Annotated in this window: 22 protein-coding genes and 1 tRNA gene; 7 read left to right on the forward strand and 16 right to left on the reverse strand. The window is 45.1% G+C overall.

The window, feature by feature from the left end; translation table 11 throughout:
• Positions 1-68: 68 nt before the first annotated feature.
• From FQV28_RS09430 to FQV28_RS09475, 10 genes are all read right to left on the reverse strand, one after another.
• On the reverse strand, positions 69-1,637 hold the full coding sequence (locus FQV28_RS09430; RefSeq protein WP_146495861.1) for a peptide chain release factor 3: 1,569 nt from the start codon (positions 1,635-1,637) through the stop codon (positions 69-71).
• A gap of 92 nt (positions 1,638-1,729) precedes the next feature.
• A complete protein-coding gene (locus FQV28_RS09435) occupies positions 1,730-3,202 on the reverse strand; it encodes a UDP-N-acetylmuramoyl-L-alanyl-D-glutamate--2,6-diaminopimelate ligase (protein ID WP_146495863.1) in 1,473 nt (490 codons plus the stop codon).
• Between the two features lie 14 nt (positions 3,203-3,216).
• The gene (locus FQV28_RS09440; protein ID WP_146495865.1) at positions 3,217-4,269 is read right to left on the reverse strand and encodes a M42 family metallopeptidase; all 1,053 of its coding nucleotides are present in this window, start codon (positions 4,267-4,269) and stop codon (positions 3,217-3,219) included.
• 119 nt (positions 4,270-4,388) lie between these two features.
• The gene (locus FQV28_RS09445) at positions 4,389-4,577 is read right to left on the reverse strand and encodes a hypothetical protein (RefSeq protein WP_222433257.1); all 189 of its coding nucleotides are present in this window, start codon (positions 4,575-4,577) and stop codon (positions 4,389-4,391) included.
• A complete protein-coding gene (locus FQV28_RS09450) occupies positions 4,528-5,172 on the reverse strand; it encodes a PepSY domain-containing protein (RefSeq protein WP_186763827.1) in 645 nt (214 codons plus the stop codon). The genes FQV28_RS09445 and FQV28_RS09450 overlap by 50 nt, the downstream gene beginning before the upstream one ends.
• A 138-nt stretch (positions 5,173-5,310) precedes the next feature.
• Positions 5,311-5,994: a PepSY domain-containing protein gene (locus FQV28_RS09455; protein ID WP_186763828.1), complete on the reverse strand. Its 684-nt coding sequence runs from the start codon at positions 5,992-5,994 to the stop codon at positions 5,311-5,313.
• 2 nt (positions 5,995-5,996) lie between these two features.
• On the reverse strand, positions 5,997-7,364 hold the full coding sequence (locus tag FQV28_RS09460; RefSeq protein ID WP_146495873.1) for a sensor histidine kinase: 1,368 nt from the start codon (positions 7,362-7,364) through the stop codon (positions 5,997-5,999).
• On the reverse strand, positions 7,348-8,046 hold the full coding sequence (locus FQV28_RS09465) for a response regulator transcription factor (protein ID WP_146495875.1): 699 nt from the start codon (positions 8,044-8,046) through the stop codon (positions 7,348-7,350). The genes FQV28_RS09460 and FQV28_RS09465 overlap by 17 nt, the downstream gene beginning before the upstream one ends.
• Positions 8,047-8,108: 62 nt before the next feature.
• A complete protein-coding gene (locus FQV28_RS09470; protein ID WP_146495877.1) occupies positions 8,109-9,497 on the reverse strand; it encodes an aldehyde dehydrogenase in 1,389 nt (462 codons plus the stop codon).
• 16 nt (positions 9,498-9,513) lie between these two features.
• Positions 9,514-10,449, reverse strand: coding sequence for a Gfo/Idh/MocA family protein (locus FQV28_RS09475; RefSeq protein WP_146495879.1), 936 nt, complete (start codon positions 10,447-10,449; stop codon positions 9,514-9,516).
• Between the two features lie 122 nt (positions 10,450-10,571).
• On the opposite strand from FQV28_RS09475, the gene FQV28_RS19205 reads away from it, so the two are divergent.
• On the forward strand, positions 10,572-10,715 hold the full coding sequence (locus FQV28_RS19205; RefSeq protein ID WP_186763829.1) for a hypothetical protein: 144 nt from the start codon (positions 10,572-10,574) through the stop codon (positions 10,713-10,715).
• 86 nt (positions 10,716-10,801) lie between these two features.
• On the opposite strand, the gene FQV28_RS09480 is transcribed toward FQV28_RS19205, so the two are convergent.
• Positions 10,802-11,638 carry a DNA-3-methyladenine glycosylase family protein gene (locus FQV28_RS09480; RefSeq protein WP_146495881.1) on the reverse strand — a complete coding sequence of 279 codons (837 nt, stop codon included), beginning with the start codon at positions 11,636-11,638 and terminating at the stop codon, positions 10,802-10,804.
• Between the two features lie 95 nt (positions 11,639-11,733).
• On the opposite strand from FQV28_RS09480, the gene FQV28_RS09485 reads away from it, so the two are divergent.
• The 3 genes from FQV28_RS09485 (at position 11,734) to FQV28_RS09495 (ending at position 13,200) form a co-directional block, all read left to right on the forward strand.
• Complete coding sequence (locus tag FQV28_RS09485) at positions 11,734-12,447, forward strand: thermonuclease family protein (protein ID WP_146495883.1); 714 nt, start codon at positions 11,734-11,736, stop codon at positions 12,445-12,447.
• A 15-nt stretch (positions 12,448-12,462) separates the two neighbouring features.
• Positions 12,463-12,984 (forward strand): 2'-5' RNA ligase family protein, encoded by a 522-nt coding sequence (locus FQV28_RS09490; RefSeq protein ID WP_146495885.1) that lies wholly within the window; start codon positions 12,463-12,465, stop codon positions 12,982-12,984.
• A gap of 143 nt (positions 12,985-13,127) precedes the next feature.
• Positions 13,128-13,200, forward strand: a tRNA-Val gene (locus FQV28_RS09495).
• A gap of 128 nt (positions 13,201-13,328) precedes the next feature.
• Here the strand turns inward: FQV28_RS09495 and FQV28_RS09500 are convergent.
• From FQV28_RS09500 to FQV28_RS09515, 4 genes are all read right to left on the reverse strand, one after another.
• On the reverse strand, positions 13,329-15,362 hold the full coding sequence (locus FQV28_RS09500; RefSeq protein WP_146495887.1) for a TRAP transporter permease: 2,034 nt from the start codon (positions 15,360-15,362) through the stop codon (positions 13,329-13,331).
• Complete coding sequence (locus FQV28_RS09505) at positions 15,352-15,876, reverse strand: DUF1850 domain-containing protein (RefSeq protein WP_146495889.1); 525 nt, start codon at positions 15,874-15,876, stop codon at positions 15,352-15,354. Before FQV28_RS09505 ends, FQV28_RS09500 begins: the two co-directional genes overlap by 11 nt.
• A 72-nt stretch (positions 15,877-15,948) precedes the next feature.
• Positions 15,949-16,944, reverse strand: a complete 996-nt coding sequence (locus FQV28_RS09510; RefSeq protein ID WP_146495891.1) for a TAXI family TRAP transporter solute-binding subunit — start codon at positions 16,942-16,944, stop codon at positions 15,949-15,951.
• 226 nt (positions 16,945-17,170) lie between these two features.
• A complete protein-coding gene (locus FQV28_RS09515) occupies positions 17,171-17,755 on the reverse strand; it encodes a phosphatidylglycerophosphatase A family protein (RefSeq protein WP_146495893.1) in 585 nt (194 codons plus the stop codon).
• A 102-nt stretch (positions 17,756-17,857) separates the two neighbouring features.
• Here FQV28_RS09515 and FQV28_RS09520 point away from each other — a divergent pair, with 102 nt between their 5' ends.
• The 3 genes from FQV28_RS09520 to FQV28_RS09530 all read left to right on the forward strand — a co-directional run bounded on the left by FQV28_RS09520 (position 17,858) and on the right by FQV28_RS09530 (position 19,607).
• Positions 17,858-18,580 (forward strand): alpha/beta hydrolase, encoded by a 723-nt coding sequence (locus FQV28_RS09520; protein ID WP_146495895.1) that lies wholly within the window; start codon positions 17,858-17,860, stop codon positions 18,578-18,580.
• Between the two features lie 76 nt (positions 18,581-18,656).
• The gene (locus tag FQV28_RS09525; protein ID WP_146495897.1) at positions 18,657-19,175 is read left to right on the forward strand and encodes a YjcG family protein; all 519 of its coding nucleotides are present in this window, start codon (positions 18,657-18,659) and stop codon (positions 19,173-19,175) included.
• Positions 19,176-19,607 (forward strand): GNAT family N-acetyltransferase, encoded by a 432-nt coding sequence (locus FQV28_RS09530; protein ID WP_146495899.1) that lies wholly within the window; start codon positions 19,176-19,178, stop codon positions 19,605-19,607.
• Between the two features lie 320 nt (positions 19,608-19,927).
• On the opposite strand, the gene fabI is transcribed toward FQV28_RS09530, so the two are convergent.
• On the reverse strand, positions 19,928-20,698 hold the full coding sequence (gene fabI, locus FQV28_RS09535; RefSeq protein ID WP_146495901.1) for an enoyl-ACP reductase FabI: 771 nt from the start codon (positions 20,696-20,698) through the stop codon (positions 19,928-19,930).
• Between the last annotated feature and the right edge of the window lie 10 nt (positions 20,699-20,708).

Raw genomic sequence — 20,708 nt, forward strand, 5'->3', positions numbered from 1 at the left:
TAGAAGAAAATAACAGGCAGTTTTCTTAATTTGGACAAATAAAAAACCTGCTTGCGCAGGTTTTTCGATTACAGCAAACTATACAGGCGAATTTCCGGGTTTTTGTCTTGGAACCAGCGAGTGGCAAATTCGTTTTCGAACAAAAACACCAAATTGTCAAAGCGGTCTTTTACGAGCATTGAACGTCCGCTCGACATCGATTCTTTAACATCTTCTTCGTTCTCGATCCAGCGTGCGATTTTGGAGCCAATTGGCTCCATCCGAACTTCAACATTATATTCGTTTTTCATTCGGTGTTCGAACACTTCAAATTGAAGCTGGCCGACTGCGCCAAGGATGACTTCTTCCAGATGCAAAGTTTTGTAGTATTGAATGGCGCCCTCTTGCACCAATTGCAGGATTCCTTTATGGAAATGTTTTTGCTTCATGACGTTTTTCGCTGTCACTTTCATAAAAAGCTCAGGTGTGAATTGCGGAAGATTCTCGAATTGGAATTTTTTTCCACTTGTAAGTGTATCACCAATTTGATAATTCCCCACATCATGCAAACCGATAATATCACCTGCTACAGCTTCGCTTACCGTTTCACGGTCATCAGCCAAAAACTGTGTGGTCTGGGACAGTTTGAACGACTTTCCTGTACGTGCAAGCGTAACGTTCATGCCGCGTTCAAACTTGCCGGACACGATGCGCACAAAAGCAATCCGGTCTCGGTGGGCCGGGTTCATGTTGGCTTGGATTTTAAAGATAAATCCTGAGAAAGGCATATCCACTGGATTGATCTCTTCTTGTTCTTTTGTTTCGCGCGGCTGCGGCGAAGGAGCAAACTGAAGGTATGTTTCCAAGAAAGTCTCGACGCCAAAATTGGCAAGTGCACTGCCGAAAAAGACCGGCGTAAGTTCTCCTTTTTTCACACGGTCAATAGAAAAATCGTTGCCTGCTTCATCAAGCAGCGCAATATCTTCCATCGCTTGTGTATAATAAGAAGTTTTTTTCATTTCATGGTCTTCGATTAGCTCGCCGTCTTCGTCAATTGCCAGAAAACGTTCGCCCTCTGTCCGGAACGGTTCTACACGCTTGTTGTAGCGGTCATAGATTCCCAAAAACTCTTTGCCCATACCGATTGGCCAGTTCATAGCATACGATTCGATGCCAAGAACTTCCTCAAGTTCTTCCATCAATTCAAGCGGTTCTTTTCCTTGGCGGTCCATTTTGTTGATAAAAGTAAAAATCGGAATCCCGCGCATTTTACAAACTTTGAACAGTTTCACAGTCTGCGCTTCAATCCCTTTTGCAACATCGATGATCATGACGGCACTGTCTACTGCCATCAATGTACGGTAAGTATCTTCACTGAAATCTTGGTGTCCCGGGGTATCCAAAATATTGACACGGTGGCCGCTATAATCGAATTGCATTACTGAGGAAGTAACGGAGATTCCACGCTGCTTCTCGATTTCCATCCAGTCGGAAGTAGCGAACTTCCCGGTTTTCTTGCCTTTTACTGTGCCGGCGTCGCGAATTGCGCCGCCAAACAATAACAATTTTTCGGTTAACGTTGTTTTCCCTGCATCCGGGTGGGAAATAATAGCGAAAGTTCTTCTATTTTGAATTTCATTTTTTAATTGATCTGACATCATTTACGCTCCTTTAATCTACTCTCTTCATATTAGAGAACGCGGTCGGAAAAAACAAGAATTATAAGCTTTCGCACAAAAAAAGAAGCCGCTTAGGCCTCTTTTTCCTGGAATTTTTTCTTTGCTTCTCTAATAGCAATCTCTTTATCACTGTGCGGATATTTGGTCGATTCGATAATCTGGTAATCTTCATGCCCTTTACCGGCTAAGATAATTATATCTCCCCGCTCCGCCTGCTGTACAGCATGCCGCACTGCATCCGCACGGTCACCGATGCATGCAAAGTTGTCATGGGTCATCCCGATTTTCAAGTCGCCTAAAATGCTGTCGTACTCTTCATAGCGCGGATCGTCTGTTGTGAGAACGACATAGTCCGCAAGTGAAGCTTTTTCAGCCATGCTTGGGCGCTTGGATTTGTCGCGGTTGCCGCCTGTCCCCACTAAAAAAATCACTTTATTTTTTTTGAAATCTTCAACCGCGTTCAATGCTTTTTCAATCGCATCCGGCGTATGCGCATAATCGATAAAAATCGTAATCGGCGCGTCCACTTCGACTTTTTGCATGCGCCCTTCTACCGGCGGAATAACTGCTAAAGCTGCCAAAATATCTTCTAGCGCAAAGCCTTCTGCATAAAGCGCCGTAATGGCTGCAAGTGCATTAGAAACATTAAAATGGCCCAATAAACGCATGGCTACCGGAAATTCGCCTTCACTGCACGTTAGCGTGAACGTAGTTCCTTTGTGGTCCATTTCAATATTGTCGGCCTTGAACTGGGCATCGCTGTGGACACCGTACGTATACACCGGATGCGGCGTCATTTTAGCAAACTGTTCGGACCAAGGATCATCTGCATTCAACACGGCTTGCTTTTTTTCAGCCAAATCTTGGCCGAGCTGCGAAAACAATAGCCCTTTTGCATGGCCGTATTCCTCCATCGTTCCGTGGAAGTCCAAGTGGTCATGCGTCAAGTTCGTAAAGATTGCTGTATTGAACTCCACGCCCGCCAAGCGGCCGAGAACCAGCCCATGCGAAGAGACTTCCATCGACATATGAGAGCAACCTTCTTCTTTGGCACGGAAAATCATTTGCTGTGTGGTCAGCGCATCGCTTGTGGTGTTCGCCGATGGATACAGCTCTCCATTCAAATTGAAACCGATAGTTCCAGTCAGCGCCGATTTTTTGCCCAATTCCATCAACATGGCATGAAGCATGCCAGCTACGCTCGTTTTGCCATTCGTGCCGGTAACGCCAATCATCTGCATTTCTTTAGAAGGATAACCGTAAAATTCAGCAGCCAACTTTCCAAGCGCGCGTACAGTATCTTCAACAATAACCACTGCTGCATTCTGAACTGTGAGGGGCTTTTCTGACAGGATGACTGTAGCCCCGCTCTTTGCAGCCAATTCAGCAAAATTATGGCCATCGACCGTATACCCTTTGATACAGACAAACAGAGAATCTTCTTTAACATCTCTGGAATCCATCGTGATATGAGAAATATTTTCCGGCAAAACGCCGTCTATTTTTGTGTAGGGAATATTTTCTAGTAAGTGCTTGATGTTCATGTAAATCCTCCTAATTAGGGAACCAGCGGCGACAATACATACGCATGAAGCAATGCTGCCGCAGCTTTTAGTGAATCCGTATGTGTCCGTTCATATGAATGCGAAGCTTCAATTCCCGGACCAAATAACGCGTGCTTGACATCATATCCAGCACTGATAGCTGCAGAAGCATCAGAACCATAGTACGGATAGATGTCCACTTTGTATGGTATTTTATTTGTTTTCGCTAAGTCGACCAAGTGGCGCGTCAAACCGTAATGGTACGGCCCGCTGGAATCTTTGGCGCAAATGGAAACTGTGTATTCGTCTGATGCTTGGCCGTCTCCAATCGCTCCCATGTCAACCGCAATGTATTCTTCTGTTTGTTGCGGGATGTTGGAATTTCCGCCATAGCCTATTTCTTCATTGTTTGATATGTAAAAATGGGTAGTGTGCGGCAGTATTTCATCAGAAGAACTCAAGCTTTTTACCAATTGAAGCAATAATGCCGTACTCGCCTTATCGTCCAAGTGGCGTGATTTAATGTAACCCGAATCTGTTGTGTTGAAGCGCGGCGAGAAAGAAACAAAATCTCCGACTTCTATGCCGAGAGCACGGACTTCCGATTCAGAAAAAGCTTTTTCATCCAACCGGACCTCCATGTTGTTTTCATTGCGTTCTGCAGAGCCTGCGTCTTTATATACGTGAACCGTCGTTTGATGCAGCAAAATGGTTCCTGAGACAACAGAACCGTCCGCTTTGTGGATCAGGCAGTTTTCGCCTTCAACCGCATTAAATTTAAACCCGCCGACTAATGACAATTTCAAACGGCCGCTTGGTTTAATTTCTTTGACCATGGCTCCAAGTGTATCAACATGCGCTGTTAATAAACGGTGGCGTTCTTGATCCTGCCCTTTGATAGTGGCGATGACGCCGCCTTTTCTAGTCGTCGTGTACTCGACTTTCCATTCTGACAACAATTCACGGATGAGTTCCATTATCGTCTGTGTATAACCCGACGGACTTGGAATATCGACCAATCTATTTAAGAGTTCAATCGTTTCGCTTTGTTTCCATTCATACGCCATTTCCGAACGCCCCCCTGATCTTTTAATCATATCAAAATCAAACGGTTTCTGACAGCCAAATATATAGCTGTATGGATGAAATCTATCGAAAGAAAACTGCTCTGCGGAGCGTTTTACGATTATCCCCGTCTGAATAAAACATCCGGATGAATTTGAAGACAGGCCGTGTCTGTATCAAACGCCAATATGCAAGCGGCAATTGTCTGGCGGCAATGAAACAAAAAAGGAGCCGGCCGGCTCCTTTTTTGTTTCTTAAATTCAGTCATCGTCGTTGTCATCATCGTCGTCATCGTTATCGTCTTTGTCATCATCGTCGTCATCGTCATCATCGTTACCTGATGCTTGTAAAGCCGCTGAACCATCCATCGCATTGACGCTTACTTCATGTTCTGTCTTGCCATCTCTCAGCTCGACTTCATAGTTTACCGATCCGTTATCATCATCATCATCATCATCCAAGTGGACTTCTTTTACTTGTCCTTTTGCTACGGTACGCGCAGCTTCGACCGCTTCATTAGAACTGATGATGCCGTCAGCAGGTTTTTCAGCGCCGTCGTCCTCATCTTCTTTCTCACGATCTTGCCTTAAAATGGCTCCACTGACGGCATCCAATTTCAAATCATATTCATATCCTTCATGGCGGATCTCTACTTCGTAATGTGGCTTGTTCTTATCGTCATCAAGTTCGATGTCCGTGATGGTTCCATTGGCGATTTCCAATGCTTTCTTTGATGCTTCTTCAAATGACAGCAATTTCTCACTTGTTGCATTTTGGCTCTCTGCGGCTGGCGGTTGATTTGCGGGTTGGCTTGTTAAAGTTTCCGCTGAATCTACATTTGCAAAAACAATTCCTCCAAAACCTAGAACTCCGGCAGTCGTTGCAGCGTAAATGGTTTTTTTCATCATTGATCTCCTCCTTCTTCGGTATGCCTTTACTATAGCCCCCGCTTCTGAGAAGACCGTTAAGGCTTTATGAGAAAATGATGAGAAAACCATGAAATGTTTCTCAGGTTTTCGCTTTTTGTTTTTTAGCGGAATTTATCAGTCGTCCCACTCTACGGTCATCGTTTCACCACGAATGGCATGGACTTGAACGAGCACTTCTTGTTCGGTTTCTTCGTTTTCGATATCCACCAAGTAGTAGCCGCCGTCTTCAGAAGCGACAAATTCCACTTCCCCGACTTCTCCATCTAAAGTTTTTTTCGCAATCCCGATTGCTTTGTCTTGGGTAATAACCGGTTCTGACGCAGGTTTTGCTTCCACAGCTTCATTTGTTATTTTCCGGACTTCTCCGGTATCAGCGGACACAAAAACGGTCGAAATTTTCTCCGCCCCTTTGACTTCCACTTGAAATTCATTGCTTTCTTTTGAATAGACTACTTTCCCCGCTTCCCCTTCCGCTTCTTGTAGAGCAATGGCGGCCGCTTCATCTTCAGTCAGCTTTTGCGGCGTTTCCGATTTTCGGATCAACTCTACAGACCTAATTTGTCCGCTCTCTTTATCGACTACCGCTGCATACTGGCCGCCTTCGCGGGCAAACTTCACTTCATAACTATCACCGGCAGTGCGCGTTTCTTCCACTTTTCCGTCATATAACTCTTCCACTTTAGCTCCGGCTTCTTCGGCATTAATTTCTTCGCCGCCCGTCTGCCTGCTCAGCAGCAAGCCCAAAACAACGGCACCAAGAAAAACAGTGGCCAAAGCCATAATGATCCATTTCCGCATCATCATCCCTCCTCAGACAATTGTATCGCCTTAACATTAAAATCCGATGAGAAAATGATCGAAACTGTTGTGCCCAGGTGTTCTACGCTTTCAATTTCCAGCTTGGCCCCAAGACCGTCAGCGAGTTGCTTGGCTAAGGATAGGCCAAGGCCAAATCCGCCGGTTTCACGGCTGCGCGCTTTATCGACCCGGTAAAAGCGGTCAAAAACATAAGGCAGCGATTCTTTCGGAATGCCGATGCCATAATCACGGATTTGAATCACCAAATCCTCTTTGTTCCGAACAGCCACCTCTATTCGGCCAGCGCTGTATTTCAATGCATTGTCTAAAAGAATATAGAGCAATTGCTTTAGTTTTGAAACGTCCGTTTTGATATTTATATGGGATTCATCGGTTAACAACACTAATTCCCGGTTATAAGAAGTCCGCAGTGCCGTTGTGGCTTGATTCAGTATCTCGATCAAATCAGCTTCCGTGAGTTCTAACTGGGCTTCACTGCGCCGAGCGATATGGAGCAATTGCTCGATCAAGTTCTTCATCCGGCCGGATTCAGCTTGGATGGCATTCAGGCTTTCTTCGGCAACTTGTTCATCGCCCATTCCTTGGCGCTGCAATAACTTCGCATAGCTGCCGATAACGGTTAACGGCGTTCTCAGTTCATGGGATGCATTCGAAACAAATTCTTCCTGTTTTCGGTAGTTTTCTTCTAGAAGATCCATCATTCCGTTGAATGTCTTGCCCATTTGTCCGACTTCATCATCCGTCTCTTGATCGATCGGCAGCTTCTCAAACTGTCCGCTGTCCTGTATCCGTGTCATTGTAGTTGTCAAATTGGTGATCGGCTTGGTGATGAGCCGGCCGAGAGCTGCATTGGAAAGGACAATCGGAATCATCGCCAGCAAAGTAACGGTGATCAATACGAGCCGGAGGGTCTGCAAATTGCTGGAGACGTCGCGCAGTTCTTGCGCAACAAGGAGCGTCGCTATTTCACCGTCTGTCCAGATGATTGGCGTTTGGACATAAGCAAACCGGTTATTGTCCACTTGGAGTGTCCCTGAGTTTTCTTGCGCCTCAATAGGGAATTCACCCGTCGTTTGCGGATCCCGGATTTCCCGGATCAGCTCCACATTGCCATCGACCACTTTGATCAAACCATAAGACGGCACGAATGCACGCAATACAGCACTCGGATTGTCTGTCGGGTTGGCATTGAAAGTAGTGACAATGGCCTCGACTTCTGTTTCCAGCTGGCTGACTTCTGTTGAAATGGCCAGGCGGCTGAATGTGATATAAACAACAGCCATTAATACGATTAAAATGACCAGCATCAGGAGCGTCGACCATAGATGAATTTTATTTTTCAGCTTCATTCGGATGCTCCTTCAGCACATAGCCTATCCCTCGGACAGTCTGAATATAAGTTGAAGTTTCTCCGGCATCTATTTTTTTCCGCAAATAGCGGATATAGACGTCGATGACATTGGTGTCGCCATAATAATCATAACCCCAAACCGCATTCAGCACTTGTTCGCGGCTGAGCACTTGCTGCGGATGCTGCATCAAGTACAAGAGCAAATCAAATTCCCTGGGAGTCAGCTCAATGACTCGGCCATTCCTTGAAACATCCCTCGTGCTTTCATTCAGTTCCAGCTCCTCGAAACGGTGCACATCCTTGTTGTTAGTTCCATTATTGAGACGTAAGCATGCACGGATCCTAGCCAGCAGCTCTTCAATTTCAAACGGCTTTGTGACATAATCGTTGGCGCCTAAATCCAGTCCGGCCACTTTGTCTTTGACGTCGCTTTTAGCTGTCAGCAAAATAACCGGCGTATCGAGATTTGAGGACCGGATGCGTTTCAACACATCCAAGCCATGAATTTCCGGAAGCATCAAATCGAGCAAGATTAAATTCCAGTCATTTTCCCGGAACTTGATCAGCCCTTCTGCTCCCGTATAGGCTACTGCCGTTTCATATCCTTCATATGTAAGTTCAAGTTCCAATACGCGGGCAATGCTTTTTTCATCTTCCACGATAAGTATGCGCTCTGCCATTCCGATCACCTCTTGCCTCCATCATAGCAGGAGTAAAAAGAAAAAAGCGACCCGAGGGCCGCTTATTTCAATACTGTTCGGACAAGTTTTACTTTTCGTTTATATGGCGGGTACAACAAATCAGTCGAGAACTTTGTTGATTTTTTCAATATTGCTTTTCCGTGTGTGAATACTTCAAAGCTCGCTTTTCCATGATAAGAATTGACGCCGGAAGAGCCGACTCCTCCAAACGGCAAATACGAACTGGCCACATGAGAGACCGTATCATTGATGCATCCACCACCGAACGGCAATTTATCCAAGAAAAACTGGATGGCGCGTTCGTTTTCGGAAAACAGATAAGCAGAAAGCGGTTTTGGCAATTTGCGAATCTGGCTTAACAGTTTTGGCAGATCTGTATATGTGATAACAGGCAAAACGGGACCAAACAACTCATCCTCCATCGATGGGCTGTTCCAACCAATATTGTCCAAAATGGTCGGTTCGATATACAAATCTTTGTGGTCCAGTTTACCTCCATAAATAATATGTGAGGATTCCTTCTGGATGATGTCTGCTAACCGGTCAAAATGGCGTTCATTGACGATGCGGCCATAATCGGGGCTTTTTTGGGCATCTTTCCCGTAAAAGCTGACAATCGTTTTTTGAAGCTTTTCCAGAAATTCTTCTTTTACAGATTCATGGACGCACACATAGTCGGGAGCTACACACGTTTGGCCGGTATTCAATAGCTTGCCCCAAGCAATCCGTTTAGCTGCCAATTCCAGATTGGCTGTCTGGTCGACGATGGCTGGACTTTTCCCGCCAAGCTCCAACGTAATTGGCGTCAACTTTTCAGCAGCTGCTTTCATAATGACTTTTCCGACGTTAACACTGCCAGTGAAGAATATATAGTCGAACGATGCATGGATCAATGCGGTCACTTCGTCTTTTTCGCCTTCAACGACACGGATGTAATAAGGCGGAAACGTGTCTTCAATAATCTCACGAATAACAGCTGCAACATTCGACGTTGCTTCCGATGGTTTAACGACAGCGCAATTTCCTCCGATGATTGCGCCGATCAATGGCTCCATGACCAGCTGAAAAGGATAGTTGAAAGGGCCGATGATCAGTACCGAGCCATACGGTTCCCGAACGATAAAACTTTTGGCAGGCTGAAGGTGGAGTGGGGTTTTCACTTTTTCTGGTTCCATCCACTCTTTAATATTTTTGGACATGCTGCTGATGTTATCTAGAACAAAACCAACTTCTGTTGTGTATGCCTCAAACTCGCCTTTGCCCAAGTCTTTCTTTAATGCGTCGATAACCCGTTCTTGGCGGGCGATGATGGCTTCTTTCAGCCGGCCTAATTGGTCGATCCGGAAATCCGCCGATTTTGTTGCGCCGGTATAAAAATAATCGTGTTGTTCCTCAATCATCCGTTCAACATCAATTGCTGTAAAATTCATTTTTTCCCTCCTCAGCTCAACTTTTTTTATCAGTCAATAAAAAATCGATATAGCGCTGAATGATCAGCCCTTCTTCAAAAGGCACAAGCAATGCGGAATGTTTTTTCATTTCTTCAAACAAAGAAGGCACAGGCTTTAAATCGGCAAGCTGTTTCCGTTCTTCATATTTTTCCGAAACATAAAGTGCCGACCAATTCTCCAAAGTCAACACGCCTTTTTCGCCGTATACTTTGAACTCCAGCAATTCCTTTTGCCCGATGCCGCTCAAGCCCGTTAGCAAAACCGGAATTTCATCCTGCAGGGCGACCGCCTGGGCGATAACGCCCGTTTCGCATTTGTCAGGCTGGGCCGGATAGGTGATGTGGTGCGACTCGATTTCGAGTTCGCCGAACAAGCGATGAATCAGCTGTAAGTAATGCGGAAACACTTCCCGGACAAATCCGCCTTGGCTCCGTGAAGCAATCCACGGATTTTGCTGCCAAGCACGCGGCCAATCCGGAAAAAACGTCTGCAGCTCCACTCGCACGATTTTCCCGATGCTGCCATTTCGAATCCTTTTAGCCATCTCGCGGACAGATGGGCTGTACATAAGCGGAAAATGCATGGCAGTCTGCACACGTGAATCCTGCGCCGCTTTGACCATCGCTTCCCCGTCTTCAACATTATGCGCAAGCGGCTTTTCGCTTAACACATGGATGCCTGCGTTTGCCGCTAGCCTGGCAATAGCCGAATGGGAAGACGGCGGCGTGCCGATATACAGCCAGTCTATCTGTGAATTCAATACTTCTTCCAGCGTTTCAGCAATCGGCACCCCATATGTTTTGTGAAGTGTTTCCAAGCGTTCTTGCTGTTCGTCATATACCGCCAATATCTCTACACCATTTTCTTGCTGAATCTGTTTAATGATCCGTTCGCCTACAATGCCTGCTCCAATAATGCCGATTGATATCATGAAACCCCTCTTCCCCTCATGGCCAAATGGCTTAAATTACGTTTCTCTGTTTAATAGTGTAACCTTTGGGGGTATAGAATAGTCAAACAATTAAGATCAAAAATTTCGAGGAGGAATGCATCATGAACAATCAACCAAACTGGTGGGAACCTATTTTCTCAGGAGAACTTGAAATTGGTTTGAACAAAGAAAAATTGGAGGACATCGAACAAGAATCTTTCTTATACTTTAGCGAAACCCATTTCGACATGGAGTCAAACGCATAATTGGGCGCACAATTTGCCTCTAATTGCATAGGTACATAAAAACGCCTTTTCGCTTACTTGTGGAAAAAGGCGTTTTGTATTGATTTTCATTCCAGACTGCGCCACAGGTATAATGCCGCATACGACAAATACGGCGACCAGTCAGGCAAGTGCCTTATAATTTCTTCAGCTTTCGGCTTTTCTTTCATTTGCCACTGGATTTTCAGTGCATTTTGCAAGCCGATGTCCGCCAGCGGAAACAAATTGGGCCGCCCTAACCCAAACAACAGGAAGTTTTGGGCAGTCCACGGGCCAACGCCACGATAAGCAATCAGTTCCGCTGTAATCTCTTCATCTGTTCTTGCTTCCATCCCTTCAATATTCAACTTTCCTTCGGCAATCGCTTTCGACAATCCAATCACATATTCCGCTTTTCTTGTGCTGAACTGCAGCTCCCGCAACTCCAGTACATCTATATTAGCTATAATGTCCGGCTCTGGATAAAACCAAACCCCATCCTTTTCCTGTCCGTATTTCTGGACAAACCGGCACGTCAACGTATGGGCAAAAGACAAATTCAATTGCTGATGGATAATGCTTTTCATCAAAGAGCCATATAGGGAAAATTCACGGATCAGCGGCGTGCCTCTATGTTCTTCAAAAAGATGGCCAAGATTGGTTCCTTTGAAATGTTCGTTGATCGGCTCTAAGGATCGGTGAAAATGAAAAAGCTCCTTCACTTTCTCTTCCTGCCCATCCTTCGCGCCTTCGATGGCAAAAACCGGCTTTTCTGTTGTACCAAGTGCTTTGACTGTAACACTATTCCCTTCGCTCATTGGTACTTTGACACTGTTTTCAGACAAGTCGACAGCGTGCAGCGGATCCAAAGATAAGCGATCCAGTGCCCGGCCAAAATCATACATAAACGGCAATGAAATTAGCATGCTCTCCCCCCTTGCTTCAACCGTAAACGAACGTGTATTCGATTGCAAGCAGCACTTCAACAAAATATAATGAACTCAGAAAGCAGGGATGTATAATGAAACAAGTTATTGGGATGCTCTGCCTTTTGCTGCTCTCTGGCTGCGGCTTGATTGAATCGACTGACACGGGCGGCTCCACAGACCAAATTGACGTAGAAGTGACCTCTGTCATCGACGGGGATACCATTAAGATCATGTTTCAAGGAAAAGAAGAAACCGTTCGTTATTTGTTGGTAGATACCCCGGAAACCAATCACCCGACACTTGGGGAACAGCCTCTTGGCAAAGATGCTACCCAAGAAAACAAGCGAATCATCGAATCTGGCGATGTGTCGATCGAGTTTGATGTTGGCGACCGCTTTGATGATTACGGCAGGCTGCTCGCTTACATTTATGTCGATGGCGAAAGCGTACAGGAACAAATGCTCAAGTCCGGCCTTGCGCGAGTAGCGTATGTATATCCGCCGAACACACGGTATGTTGATGAATTTGAAGAAGCGGAACAACAAGCGCGGGACGCCGGAACCGGAATCTGGGAATTCGAAAATTACTCAACTGACAGAGGATTTAATGCCGATGCTTACGGTGCAACTAACTCCCCTAAAAAAGAAAGCAGCGGCAAATGCGACATTAAAGGCAATATCAATCGAAATGGAAATAAGATCTATCATTTACCGGGAAGCGGCTCTTATGAACAAACCAATCCGGAAGAATGGTTCTGTTCAGAACAAGAAGCACGCGATGCCGGCTTTAGAAGCGCTGGCCAGTGAAGAGGAGGATTTGAAATGCAAGTTATCGTATTGCGGTTTGATTACGCATCATCTACTAAAATTGAAACGATGCAAGAACAGGGGAAAGTGGCAAGTTTAAAAAATGAAACGTCCTTGCCTCCCCATATTACGCTGCAATCTTTCTCTCAAACCAAACCGCTTGACCTGAAAAAAGCGGTAGAACCGTGGGCTGAATTGTTCAAGCAGTTGCCAATATCTTTTGCCTCTCTCGGTTTTTTCAAGCAAAAAGGGACTTTTTATTTGTCGCCCGTTATAACCCATGATTTGGCCGATCTGCACCGTTCCCTCAACTTGTCGACCCGTGAGTTTACCGGGCAAGACACACTTTATTTGCCAGACAACTGGGTTCCGCACGTTACTGTCATGAACAATGTTGCGGCGCCTTTTTGGGGTCCATTGTTTGCTCGCCTTGCCCTGGAATTCGAGCCGTTCCACGGAACCGCCACGGCCATTGAATGCTGGTCCATCGCAAATGGACGTGCCCAAACGGAATGGAGCGTATTTCTTTCAGAGTAGAGAAGTTGAACTTATCGGGTGATTTATAAGAGTTGCTCCAGGTGGATGCCTTCCGCTCTTACTCAACAAGGTTCTTATAATCCAAAAAACTTGTTGACTTCCTTCCAGCACACAATATATAATAATATTTGTCCTGGAAATGAGATTCCTTAGCTCAGCTGGGAGAGCGCTACCTTGACAGGGTAGAGGTCGCTGGTTCGAGCCCAGTAGGAATCATATTTAAAAACCGCCTGAACAAAAGTTCAGGCGGTTTTTTCTTTGCTTTTCCGAGTATTTCTTCACATATATTAAAATGATCTTTGTTGCATAAAAAGGCGGGAGCTATTGCTCCCGCCTTTTTTCTATTACGCTTCTGAAGTGCGCGGCACTTTCTTTTCGCGTGATATCCATTGAATAACAAAAAGAATAACGAATACAATCGCTCCGATTGCGTCAGATGTGCCTTCCGGGTAAATCAAGGCCAAACCGGTTGCAAACGCAATAATCCGTTCAATCCAGTTGAGTTTCCGGTACCAGAATCCGATCAAACCAGCACCGATTGCTATCATTCCTGTAAATGCGGTGATTAGCACCCATATGAGCTCCGACCAAGTTGTATCAATCATCAAAAGCGCGGGGCTTAGTACAAACATATACGGAATGATGAACGCTGCAGCTGCAAGCTTTGCAGCAATAAATCCAGTCTTTATCGGCTCTCCGCCCGATATTCCCGATGCGGCAAAAGCTGCAAGTGCCACTGGAGGGGTAATATCTGCAATGATTCCAAAGTAGAAAACAAATAAATGGGCAGACAATGCAACAACTAATGGCACAGCGGCTCCGAAAGGCTGGTCAATCATTAATAATGCAATGATTGCCGGTGCCGCAATAGTTGAAGTAATAACATAATTTGCCGTTGTAGGCGAACCCATTCCCAATACGATCGAAGCAAGCATTGTAAAGAAGAGCGTCAGCAAAATATTGCCTCCGGATGCGGAAACCAAGCCGTTTGCCAAGCCTAATCCGAGTCCCGTCTTGACAACGACCCCGACAATGATTCCTGCCGCCGCCGTTGCAGCAGCAACAGCCAATGCTGTTCGCGCACCATCAACTAGCGCATGGACGATATCTTTAAAGCCAAGGCGCGTCTCTTTATTGAACGCACTGACCACTACCGTCAGCACGATTCCGTATAAGGCCGCATGCATGGTCGGAATGCCGATAAACAGGAAATAAATGATAGCCACGATTGGAAGAAGCAAATATAATTTTTTCAGTACTTCTTTCCGGTCAGGCATTTCCTCTTTCGACAATCCCTTTAATCCTGTCCGTTTCGCTTCCAAATGGGTCATGATCCAAACCCCAGAGAAATACAAGATGGCTGGAATCGCAGCAGCTTTCGCGATTTCCCAATAAGTTACACCACCGATAAACTCGACCATCAGGAAAGCGGCGGCTCCCATAATCGGCGGCATGATTTGCCCTCCAGTTGATGCTGCCGCTTCAACTCCCCCTGCAAATTCCTTTTTATATCCTAGCTTTTTCATCATTGGGATGGTATAAGATCCTGAAGTTACGACGTTGGCGACCGAACTTCCGGAAATCGTACCTTGAAGCGCACTGGAAAAGATTGCGACTTTCGCAGGCCCACCAGTCAAATGGCCGGCTAATGATACGGCCAGATCATTGAAGTACTGGCCAACACCGGTTTTCACTAAAAACGCCCCGAACAATAAAAAGACAAAGATAAACGTTGCGGAAACACTGATCGGCGTACCTAAAATCCCGTCTGTTGTATAGAACATCAATTGAATTACTGAATCGAGATCTTGTCCGCGGTGCCGCAAGAATCCAGGAAAATAAGGGCCAAAAAAGGCGTATGCCAAAAACAAGGAAGAAATAATTGTAATCGGAAGTCCGACAGCTCGGCGCGTCGCTTCAAGCGTCAGCAGAACGGCCAAAATCCCTACAATTAAATCCATTTCGCTTACACGTCCAACCCGGAAAACCAGGTCTTCATACATGATTGGCCAATACAAGGCCACAGCTATAGCCAGTAAGGATAAAATATAATCATACCAAGCAACTTTATGGCGCTCCCCTTTTCTTTTGCGTGCTGGGAACAATATGAAAATAAGCGAGAGCGCAAATCCTAAGTGGATAGAACGTTGGATATACGCAGTGTACTGTCCGAATATAGCTGTATACAATTGAAATAATGAAAAAGCTAATAACCCATAAAACACTACATGTTTTGCAATGCCTACCAAGTCTCGTGTGTTTGATTCAGGATCGTATTTCTGTAAAATCTCTTTCTGTTTTTCTTCAGAAACAAAATTGTCCTCATCATGAGGAAGCTTCATTTCTTCTCTTTCTTCTGGCGGCATTTTATTGCTCATAGATGTTCACTCCTTTTAATAGCTGAAAAAAAGATAAACGTTGGACCCGGAATGTATAAGAGGTTCCCCGTTCAAGTGTCGCTTTTAAATCAAGTTCTTTTTTTTGGATCAAAAAAGACAATCCCGCATCCACATCTCCGACAAGCATCCTAAATTCCGGCATATTCCTCTCCATATTTTTGATAAAGTATTTCCCGTCTTTTTCGACAAATTCCTCTCCTTCTCCTGCATCTGAAGGCATCCCGATATTAAAATCTTCATACTCCAGTTCCGTTGCTACTAAAGTATTGTCAGGAAGTGTTTTGTAACTTTCCAAAACGTCGGAAAGATGAATCGAATGAGTGTACTTTATTTGGAAAGCAGTGTCCACCATGGGAATATAAGCTGCAACTTTATCGCTTTTATTGTTTATAAACACATAATTTTTCTGCAGCGGAGCAAATAGAGCTGCAGAAACTGTCAAAAGAAGAGCGAATATGGAAATAAAAATCCAATTTTCCCGCTTGAGTTCCATTACTTTTTCTCCTTTTCACAAACATAAATAACGACGATAAAGCTTGCGCTTTATCGTCATTATTTTTTACACTTATTGATTTACTTCGTCAAAGTATCTTTGAGCTCCTGGATGAACCGGGATGCCGATTCCTTCAAGGGCTGTTTCAGGTTTGATGAACGCGGCTTTAGCATGCTGGATTTGATCCGTGTTCTCATAGATCGCTTTGGTAATGTCATAAACAAGATCTTCTGAAAGGTCATTTTGGACAACTAACATGGCCAATACGGAAACCGTCGGAACTTCCTCTGGGATGCCGTAAGTGTCTGCCGGCACTGTATCATGAGCATAGTATGGATACTTCTCAATCAGTGCATCAGCTTTGTCTTGTGCTACCGGCACAATTGCAACATCTGCAGTAGCGCTCAAGCCCTCAACCGCTCCCGTAGGCGTCCCTGCTGTGATGAACGCAGCTTCAATCTGGCCTGACTGCAAGCTTTCTTGGGACTCAGCGAAATCCAAGTTCTGCGCTTCAACGTCTTCCATTGTCATGCCATGGATTTCCAAAAGCTGCTCTGCGTTAATATAAGTGCCTGAACCCGGTGCACCAACTGAAACGCTTTTGCCGGCAAGATCTTCAAATGAAGTGATGCCCGAACCTTCAGTCGTGACCAATTGGATCGTTTCAGGGTAAAGGGCGCCGATTGCGGAAACGGTATCAATTACTTCGCCTTCAAACATATTCGTTCCTTCAGATGCGTAAAAAGCAGTATCTGTTTGCACAAACGCAATCTGACCCGAACCGTCTGCAAGGGCAGTCATATTAGCTGCCGAAGCTTGGGAAGATTCTGCTGTAGTGTCAATGCCTGTTTCAGTTTCAATAATTTGAGCCATGGCTCCACCCAACGGATAATAAGTTCCTGTCGTACCACCAGTCAACACGCTAAGGAATTCCGGATTTGCCGCTTCGCCGCCGCCTTCGCTTCCACCGCCGCTAGACGTGGATTCTTCACCGCCACCGCAGCCTGCAAGAAGTAAAGTTCCCGCTAAAGCAAATGTCGCAAATAAACCTGATTTCTTTTTAGTCATTAATAGCTCCCCCTTTTTTGATAATTTCATTTTTTCTCTTTTTTATCATAACATTACTTTCTATCTATTGAAACACGAATTTTTCTGATTATAATTATGTGCTTGGAAAAGCAAGCTCTGAACTTCCGTATTTTAACTTGTAAAAATATAGAGCATATAAAAAATCCCATCAGCAAATGCTTCGCTTGCTGCTGGGATTCCTTAAAGCTTTGTGTCTAGTTGAAATTCAAGTTTCCGTTCCCTCGATCTTCGTTTCCGGCGCCGTTTCTTCAGGTGCCAGATCTTCGAACGTCTTGCCTTGCTCTTCCAAATCGCGGGTACGATGAGCAATGCGTGCTGATGCGCAAGCGGCTACACTTGCAACAAGATCATCCAAGAACGTATGGACAGCGCCTCCCGCTTTGGTGTCCAACTTGCGGATAACGCCGATTTTGTTTTTATCCAAATGGCCGAACGTTGTGACAGCAATGCTGCCATATGTCAGTACCGCACCGAGGCCGATCATTTCATCGACACCGAACAGTCCTTCGTCCGTACCGACAATCGATTGGAGCGGACGTGAAAGTTTTCCTTGTTCAGCAAGTTCGTCAAGTTCCACACCAACCAAAAGCGCGTGCTGCATTTCACGTTTGCGCAAAACGCTTTCCACAGATTCGATGCAATGTTCAATCGTCAAACCTTCGTTATAAGGCAATTGCATTTCCAAAACGATTTTGGCGATATCTTCATTAGTAACGCCTCTTCGAATTAAAGCTTCGTGTGTCGCTTTTGTCACATCGTCTGAATGAACGCGAAATTTTCCTCCATCCATAGATAAAACCCCTCTCTCTATTGGTTTGCCTTCTTCCCCCATTATACCCCTCTTGAAGGAATATGTTACAATTTTCGTACAAACCCATCTAGGAGGATTTTCATGAACAGAGGAACAGTGCAAGACTTATCCATTTACAGCAACGAATTGCAGGAAGAAATGCAGCTGCTTGTTTACCTTCCATCCAACTATTCGCCTTTATATAAGTACACGGTAGTCATTGCTTCAGATGGCAAGGATTATTTTCAGCTTGGCCGTGTGCCGCGGGTGGCGGATGAGTTGCTGGAAAATAAGGAAATTGAGAATATTATTTTTGTCGGCGTCCCGTATAAGAGTGTCAAAGACCGCAGCCGAAAATACGAACCGGCCGGCGAACAGCACGAAGCTTATTTGCGCTTTTTGGCCCATGAACTCGTGCCTTTCCTCGACGAAAAGTATCCCACTTACCAGGTCGGTATGGGTCGAGCACTGATTGGCGATTCCCTGGCTGCTACAGTTTCTCTTGCTGCCGCCCTGAAATACCCGAATATATTCGGCCGTGTCATTTTACAGTCACCTAAAGTAAGCTATGAATTGCTTGAAAAGGTACGCAATTTCCAGTCAGCCAATTCGTTCACTGTCTACCATGTTATCGGCAAAGGGGAAACCGCTGTCAAATTGACTAGTGGCGGAACAGCTGATTTTTTAGAGCCAAATCGGCAATTGAATTCGTTGATGCAGCAAAAAGGGTTTTCTATTTTTTACGATGAGTTCGATGGCGACCATACATGGAAGCACTGGCAGCCTGACTTGAAGCGGGCCCTCATTCAAAACTTCGGGCATTGATTGTGCTTTTCCAATCTTTCGACACTTTGTTATAATGAAAACAGTAAATGATTTCAATTGATTAGGAGGCTATTTTATGAAATATGGCGTTGTTGCATTTCCATCAAAAAAATTACAGGATTTAGCCAATTCTTATCGAAAACGCTATGATCCGCATTATGAGCAGATCACCCCTCACATGACATTGAAAGATGCATTTGAAGCGGATGATAACCAAATCAAAGAAATATCCGATGAAATTGCAAAGATTGCAAAACGCCATCGACCTTTCCAATTGCGTGCTTCCCGCGTCAGTTCTTTTTCACCATTGACCAACACGTTGTTTTTCAAGGTTGATCCAACCCCAGAAATTTTGGCGATCCATAAAGATTTGCATTCAGAGCCTTTTAGCAAAGAAACAAAGTATACGTATGTGCCGCATATAACCATTGCACAAAAAATGTCTGATGCAGAACACGCTGATGTTTTTGGGCAATTAAAAATGGCGGGAGTTGACCACGAAGAAATCATCGACCGGATTCACCTGCTTTATCAATTGGAAGATGGTTCTTGGACAGTTTTTGATACATTCCGTTTAACTGGAGATGAGCAATAGTTGCAAAAAGTTAAAGTAGCCACTACCCCTTTAGAAAAAGAACAAGCCATGGAAGTCCGGAGAACCGTGTTTATTGAAGAACAAGGTGTTCCGGCAACTATTGAAATGGATGCGAACGATGCAACAGCGGTCCATTTTGTCGGTTATCAGCTTGAACAGCCGATAGCTGCTGGCCGCATCCGTGAACTGGAGCCAGGCACCGGCAAAGTTGAACGCGTCTGTGTCTTGTCTGAATACCGAGGGCAGCACATCGGTGTCTTGGTCATGGAAGCAATGGAAGAACATGCACGTACTATTGGAATGAACAAATTAAAATTGAATGCGCAATCATACGCAATTCCTTTTTACGAAAAACTGGGCTATGCCATCACTTCACCAGAATTTTTTGAAGCTGGCATCTCCCATCGTTCTATGGAAAAAAATATATTATAAAAAGCAGATCAGCTTTATTGGCTGATCTGCTTTTTTATTTCAGTATTCCCACCGCCTAAGGTTTAGGCTCAAACCTGGCAAAACAACGAGTGGAAATGGAAGAAAGAATCGAACAAGCAGCTGGCTTCCTCCCTGTTTCTCCTCTACATGGTTGAATTCTTTGGCATGACGGCTCACAGCTTTCTGCTCCATTAAGGGAGCAAGCAGCGAAGACGCCAGCGGTGCAGCCAGGCGACATAATACCAACTCAACTATTCATAAAGTTCCTCGATAAGATAAAAGCAGCTCTGCCTCATCGGCAGAGCTGCTTTTATTAAATCTTAAAGAACATGGTAGCCGCTATCGACGTGGATGGTTTCTCCTGTGATGCCGCGTGACATTTCGCTAAATAGGAACACTGCCGTATCCCCAACTTCTTCTGGAGTTGTGTTACGGTGCAGCGGTGCTTTTTCTTCGATTTCATGAAGGATGGTGTTAAAGTCGCTGATCCCTTTTGCAGATAAAGTCCGGATTGGGCCAGAAGAAATGGCATTTACGCGAATGTTATGCTTGCCAAGATCTGCTGCCAAGTAACGAACTGACATTTCAAGAGATGCTTTTGCAACACCCATCACGTTGTAGTTCGGCATAACGCGCTCGCCGCCGATATACGTTAACGCTACAATGCTTCCGCCTTCTGCCATAAGCGGCTTCGCGTATTTCGAAATGATTGTCAAAGAATATGCAGAAATGTTTTGCGCAAGCAAGAATCCGTCTCTTGATGTATCCGAGAAGTTGCCAGCCAATTCTTCCGTTTTAGCAAAGGCGATGCAATGAGCCAGGCCGTGAATCGTCCCGACTTCTTCTTTAATGGTTTCGAAGCATCGTTCTACATCCTCATCGCTCGTTACGTCACACGGCAAAACGAGGTCGTGGTTGCCATCAAGCGTCGCAACCAAATCGCGTACTGATTTTTCAAAGCGCTCCCCGGCATATGTAAAAATTAGGCGAGCACCTGACTGGTCAAGTGACCGGGCAATTCCCCATGCAATACTGCGTTTGTTTGCAACACCCATAATAACAAAAGTTTTTCCTGCTAATGATATCGACATTCCGATTCCT

This window comes from Planomicrobium sp. CPCC 101079 (genome assembly GCF_007859275.1).
In the GTDB taxonomy this organism is placed as follows: Bacteria; Bacillota; Bacilli; order Bacillales_A; family Planococcaceae; genus Planococcus.

Coding starts and splice junctions, on each gene's coding strand:
- FQV28_RS09430 (WP_146495861.1), bottom strand. CDS start 1,637: ATGTCAGATCAATTAAAAAATGAAATTCAAAATAGAAGAACTTTCGCT.
- FQV28_RS09435 (WP_146495863.1), bottom strand. CDS start 3,202: ATGAACATCAAGCACTTACTAGAAAATATTCCCTACACAAAAATAGAC.
- FQV28_RS09440 (WP_146495865.1), bottom strand. CDS start 4,269: ATGGCGTATGAATGGAAACAAAGCGAAACGATTGAACTCTTAAATAGA.
- FQV28_RS09445 (WP_222433257.1), bottom strand. CDS start 4,577: ATGACAAAGACGATAACGATGACGACGATGATGACAACGACGATGACT.
- FQV28_RS09450 (WP_186763827.1), bottom strand. CDS start 5,172: ATGAAAAAAACCATTTACGCTGCAACGACTGCCGGAGTTCTAGGTTTT.
- FQV28_RS09455 (WP_186763828.1), bottom strand. CDS start 5,994: ATGCGGAAATGGATCATTATGGCTTTGGCCACTGTTTTTCTTGGTGCC.
- FQV28_RS09460 (WP_146495873.1), bottom strand. CDS start 7,364: ATGAAGCTGAAAAATAAAATTCATCTATGGTCGACGCTCCTGATGCTG.
- FQV28_RS09465 (WP_146495875.1), bottom strand. CDS start 8,046: ATGGCAGAGCGCATACTTATCGTGGAAGATGAAAAAAGCATTGCCCGC.
- FQV28_RS09470 (WP_146495877.1), bottom strand. CDS start 9,497: ATGAATTTTACAGCAATTGATGTTGAACGGATGATTGAGGAACAACAC.
- FQV28_RS09475 (WP_146495879.1), bottom strand. CDS start 10,449: ATGATATCAATCGGCATTATTGGAGCAGGCATTGTAGGCGAACGGATC.
- FQV28_RS19205 (WP_186763829.1), top strand. CDS start 10,572: ATGAACAATCAACCAAACTGGTGGGAACCTATTTTCTCAGGAGAACTT.
- FQV28_RS09480 (WP_146495881.1), bottom strand. CDS start 11,638: ATGCTAATTTCATTGCCGTTTATGTATGATTTTGGCCGGGCACTGGAT.
- FQV28_RS09485 (WP_146495883.1), top strand. CDS start 11,734: ATGAAACAAGTTATTGGGATGCTCTGCCTTTTGCTGCTCTCTGGCTGC.
- FQV28_RS09490 (WP_146495885.1), top strand. CDS start 12,463: ATGCAAGTTATCGTATTGCGGTTTGATTACGCATCATCTACTAAAATT.
- FQV28_RS09500 (WP_146495887.1), bottom strand. CDS start 15,362: ATGAGCAATAAAATGCCGCCAGAAGAAAGAGAAGAAATGAAGCTTCCT.
- FQV28_RS09505 (WP_146495889.1), bottom strand. CDS start 15,876: ATGGAACTCAAGCGGGAAAATTGGATTTTTATTTCCATATTCGCTCTT.
- FQV28_RS09510 (WP_146495891.1), bottom strand. CDS start 16,944: ATGACTAAAAAGAAATCAGGTTTATTTGCGACATTTGCTTTAGCGGGA.
- FQV28_RS09515 (WP_146495893.1), bottom strand. CDS start 17,755: ATGGATGGAGGAAAATTTCGCGTTCATTCAGACGATGTGACAAAAGCG.
- FQV28_RS09520 (WP_146495895.1), top strand. CDS start 17,858: ATGAACAGAGGAACAGTGCAAGACTTATCCATTTACAGCAACGAATTG.
- FQV28_RS09525 (WP_146495897.1), top strand. CDS start 18,657: ATGAAATATGGCGTTGTTGCATTTCCATCAAAAAAATTACAGGATTTA.
- fabI (WP_146495901.1), bottom strand. CDS start 20,698: ATGTCGATATCATTAGCAGGAAAAACTTTTGTTATTATGGGTGTTGCA.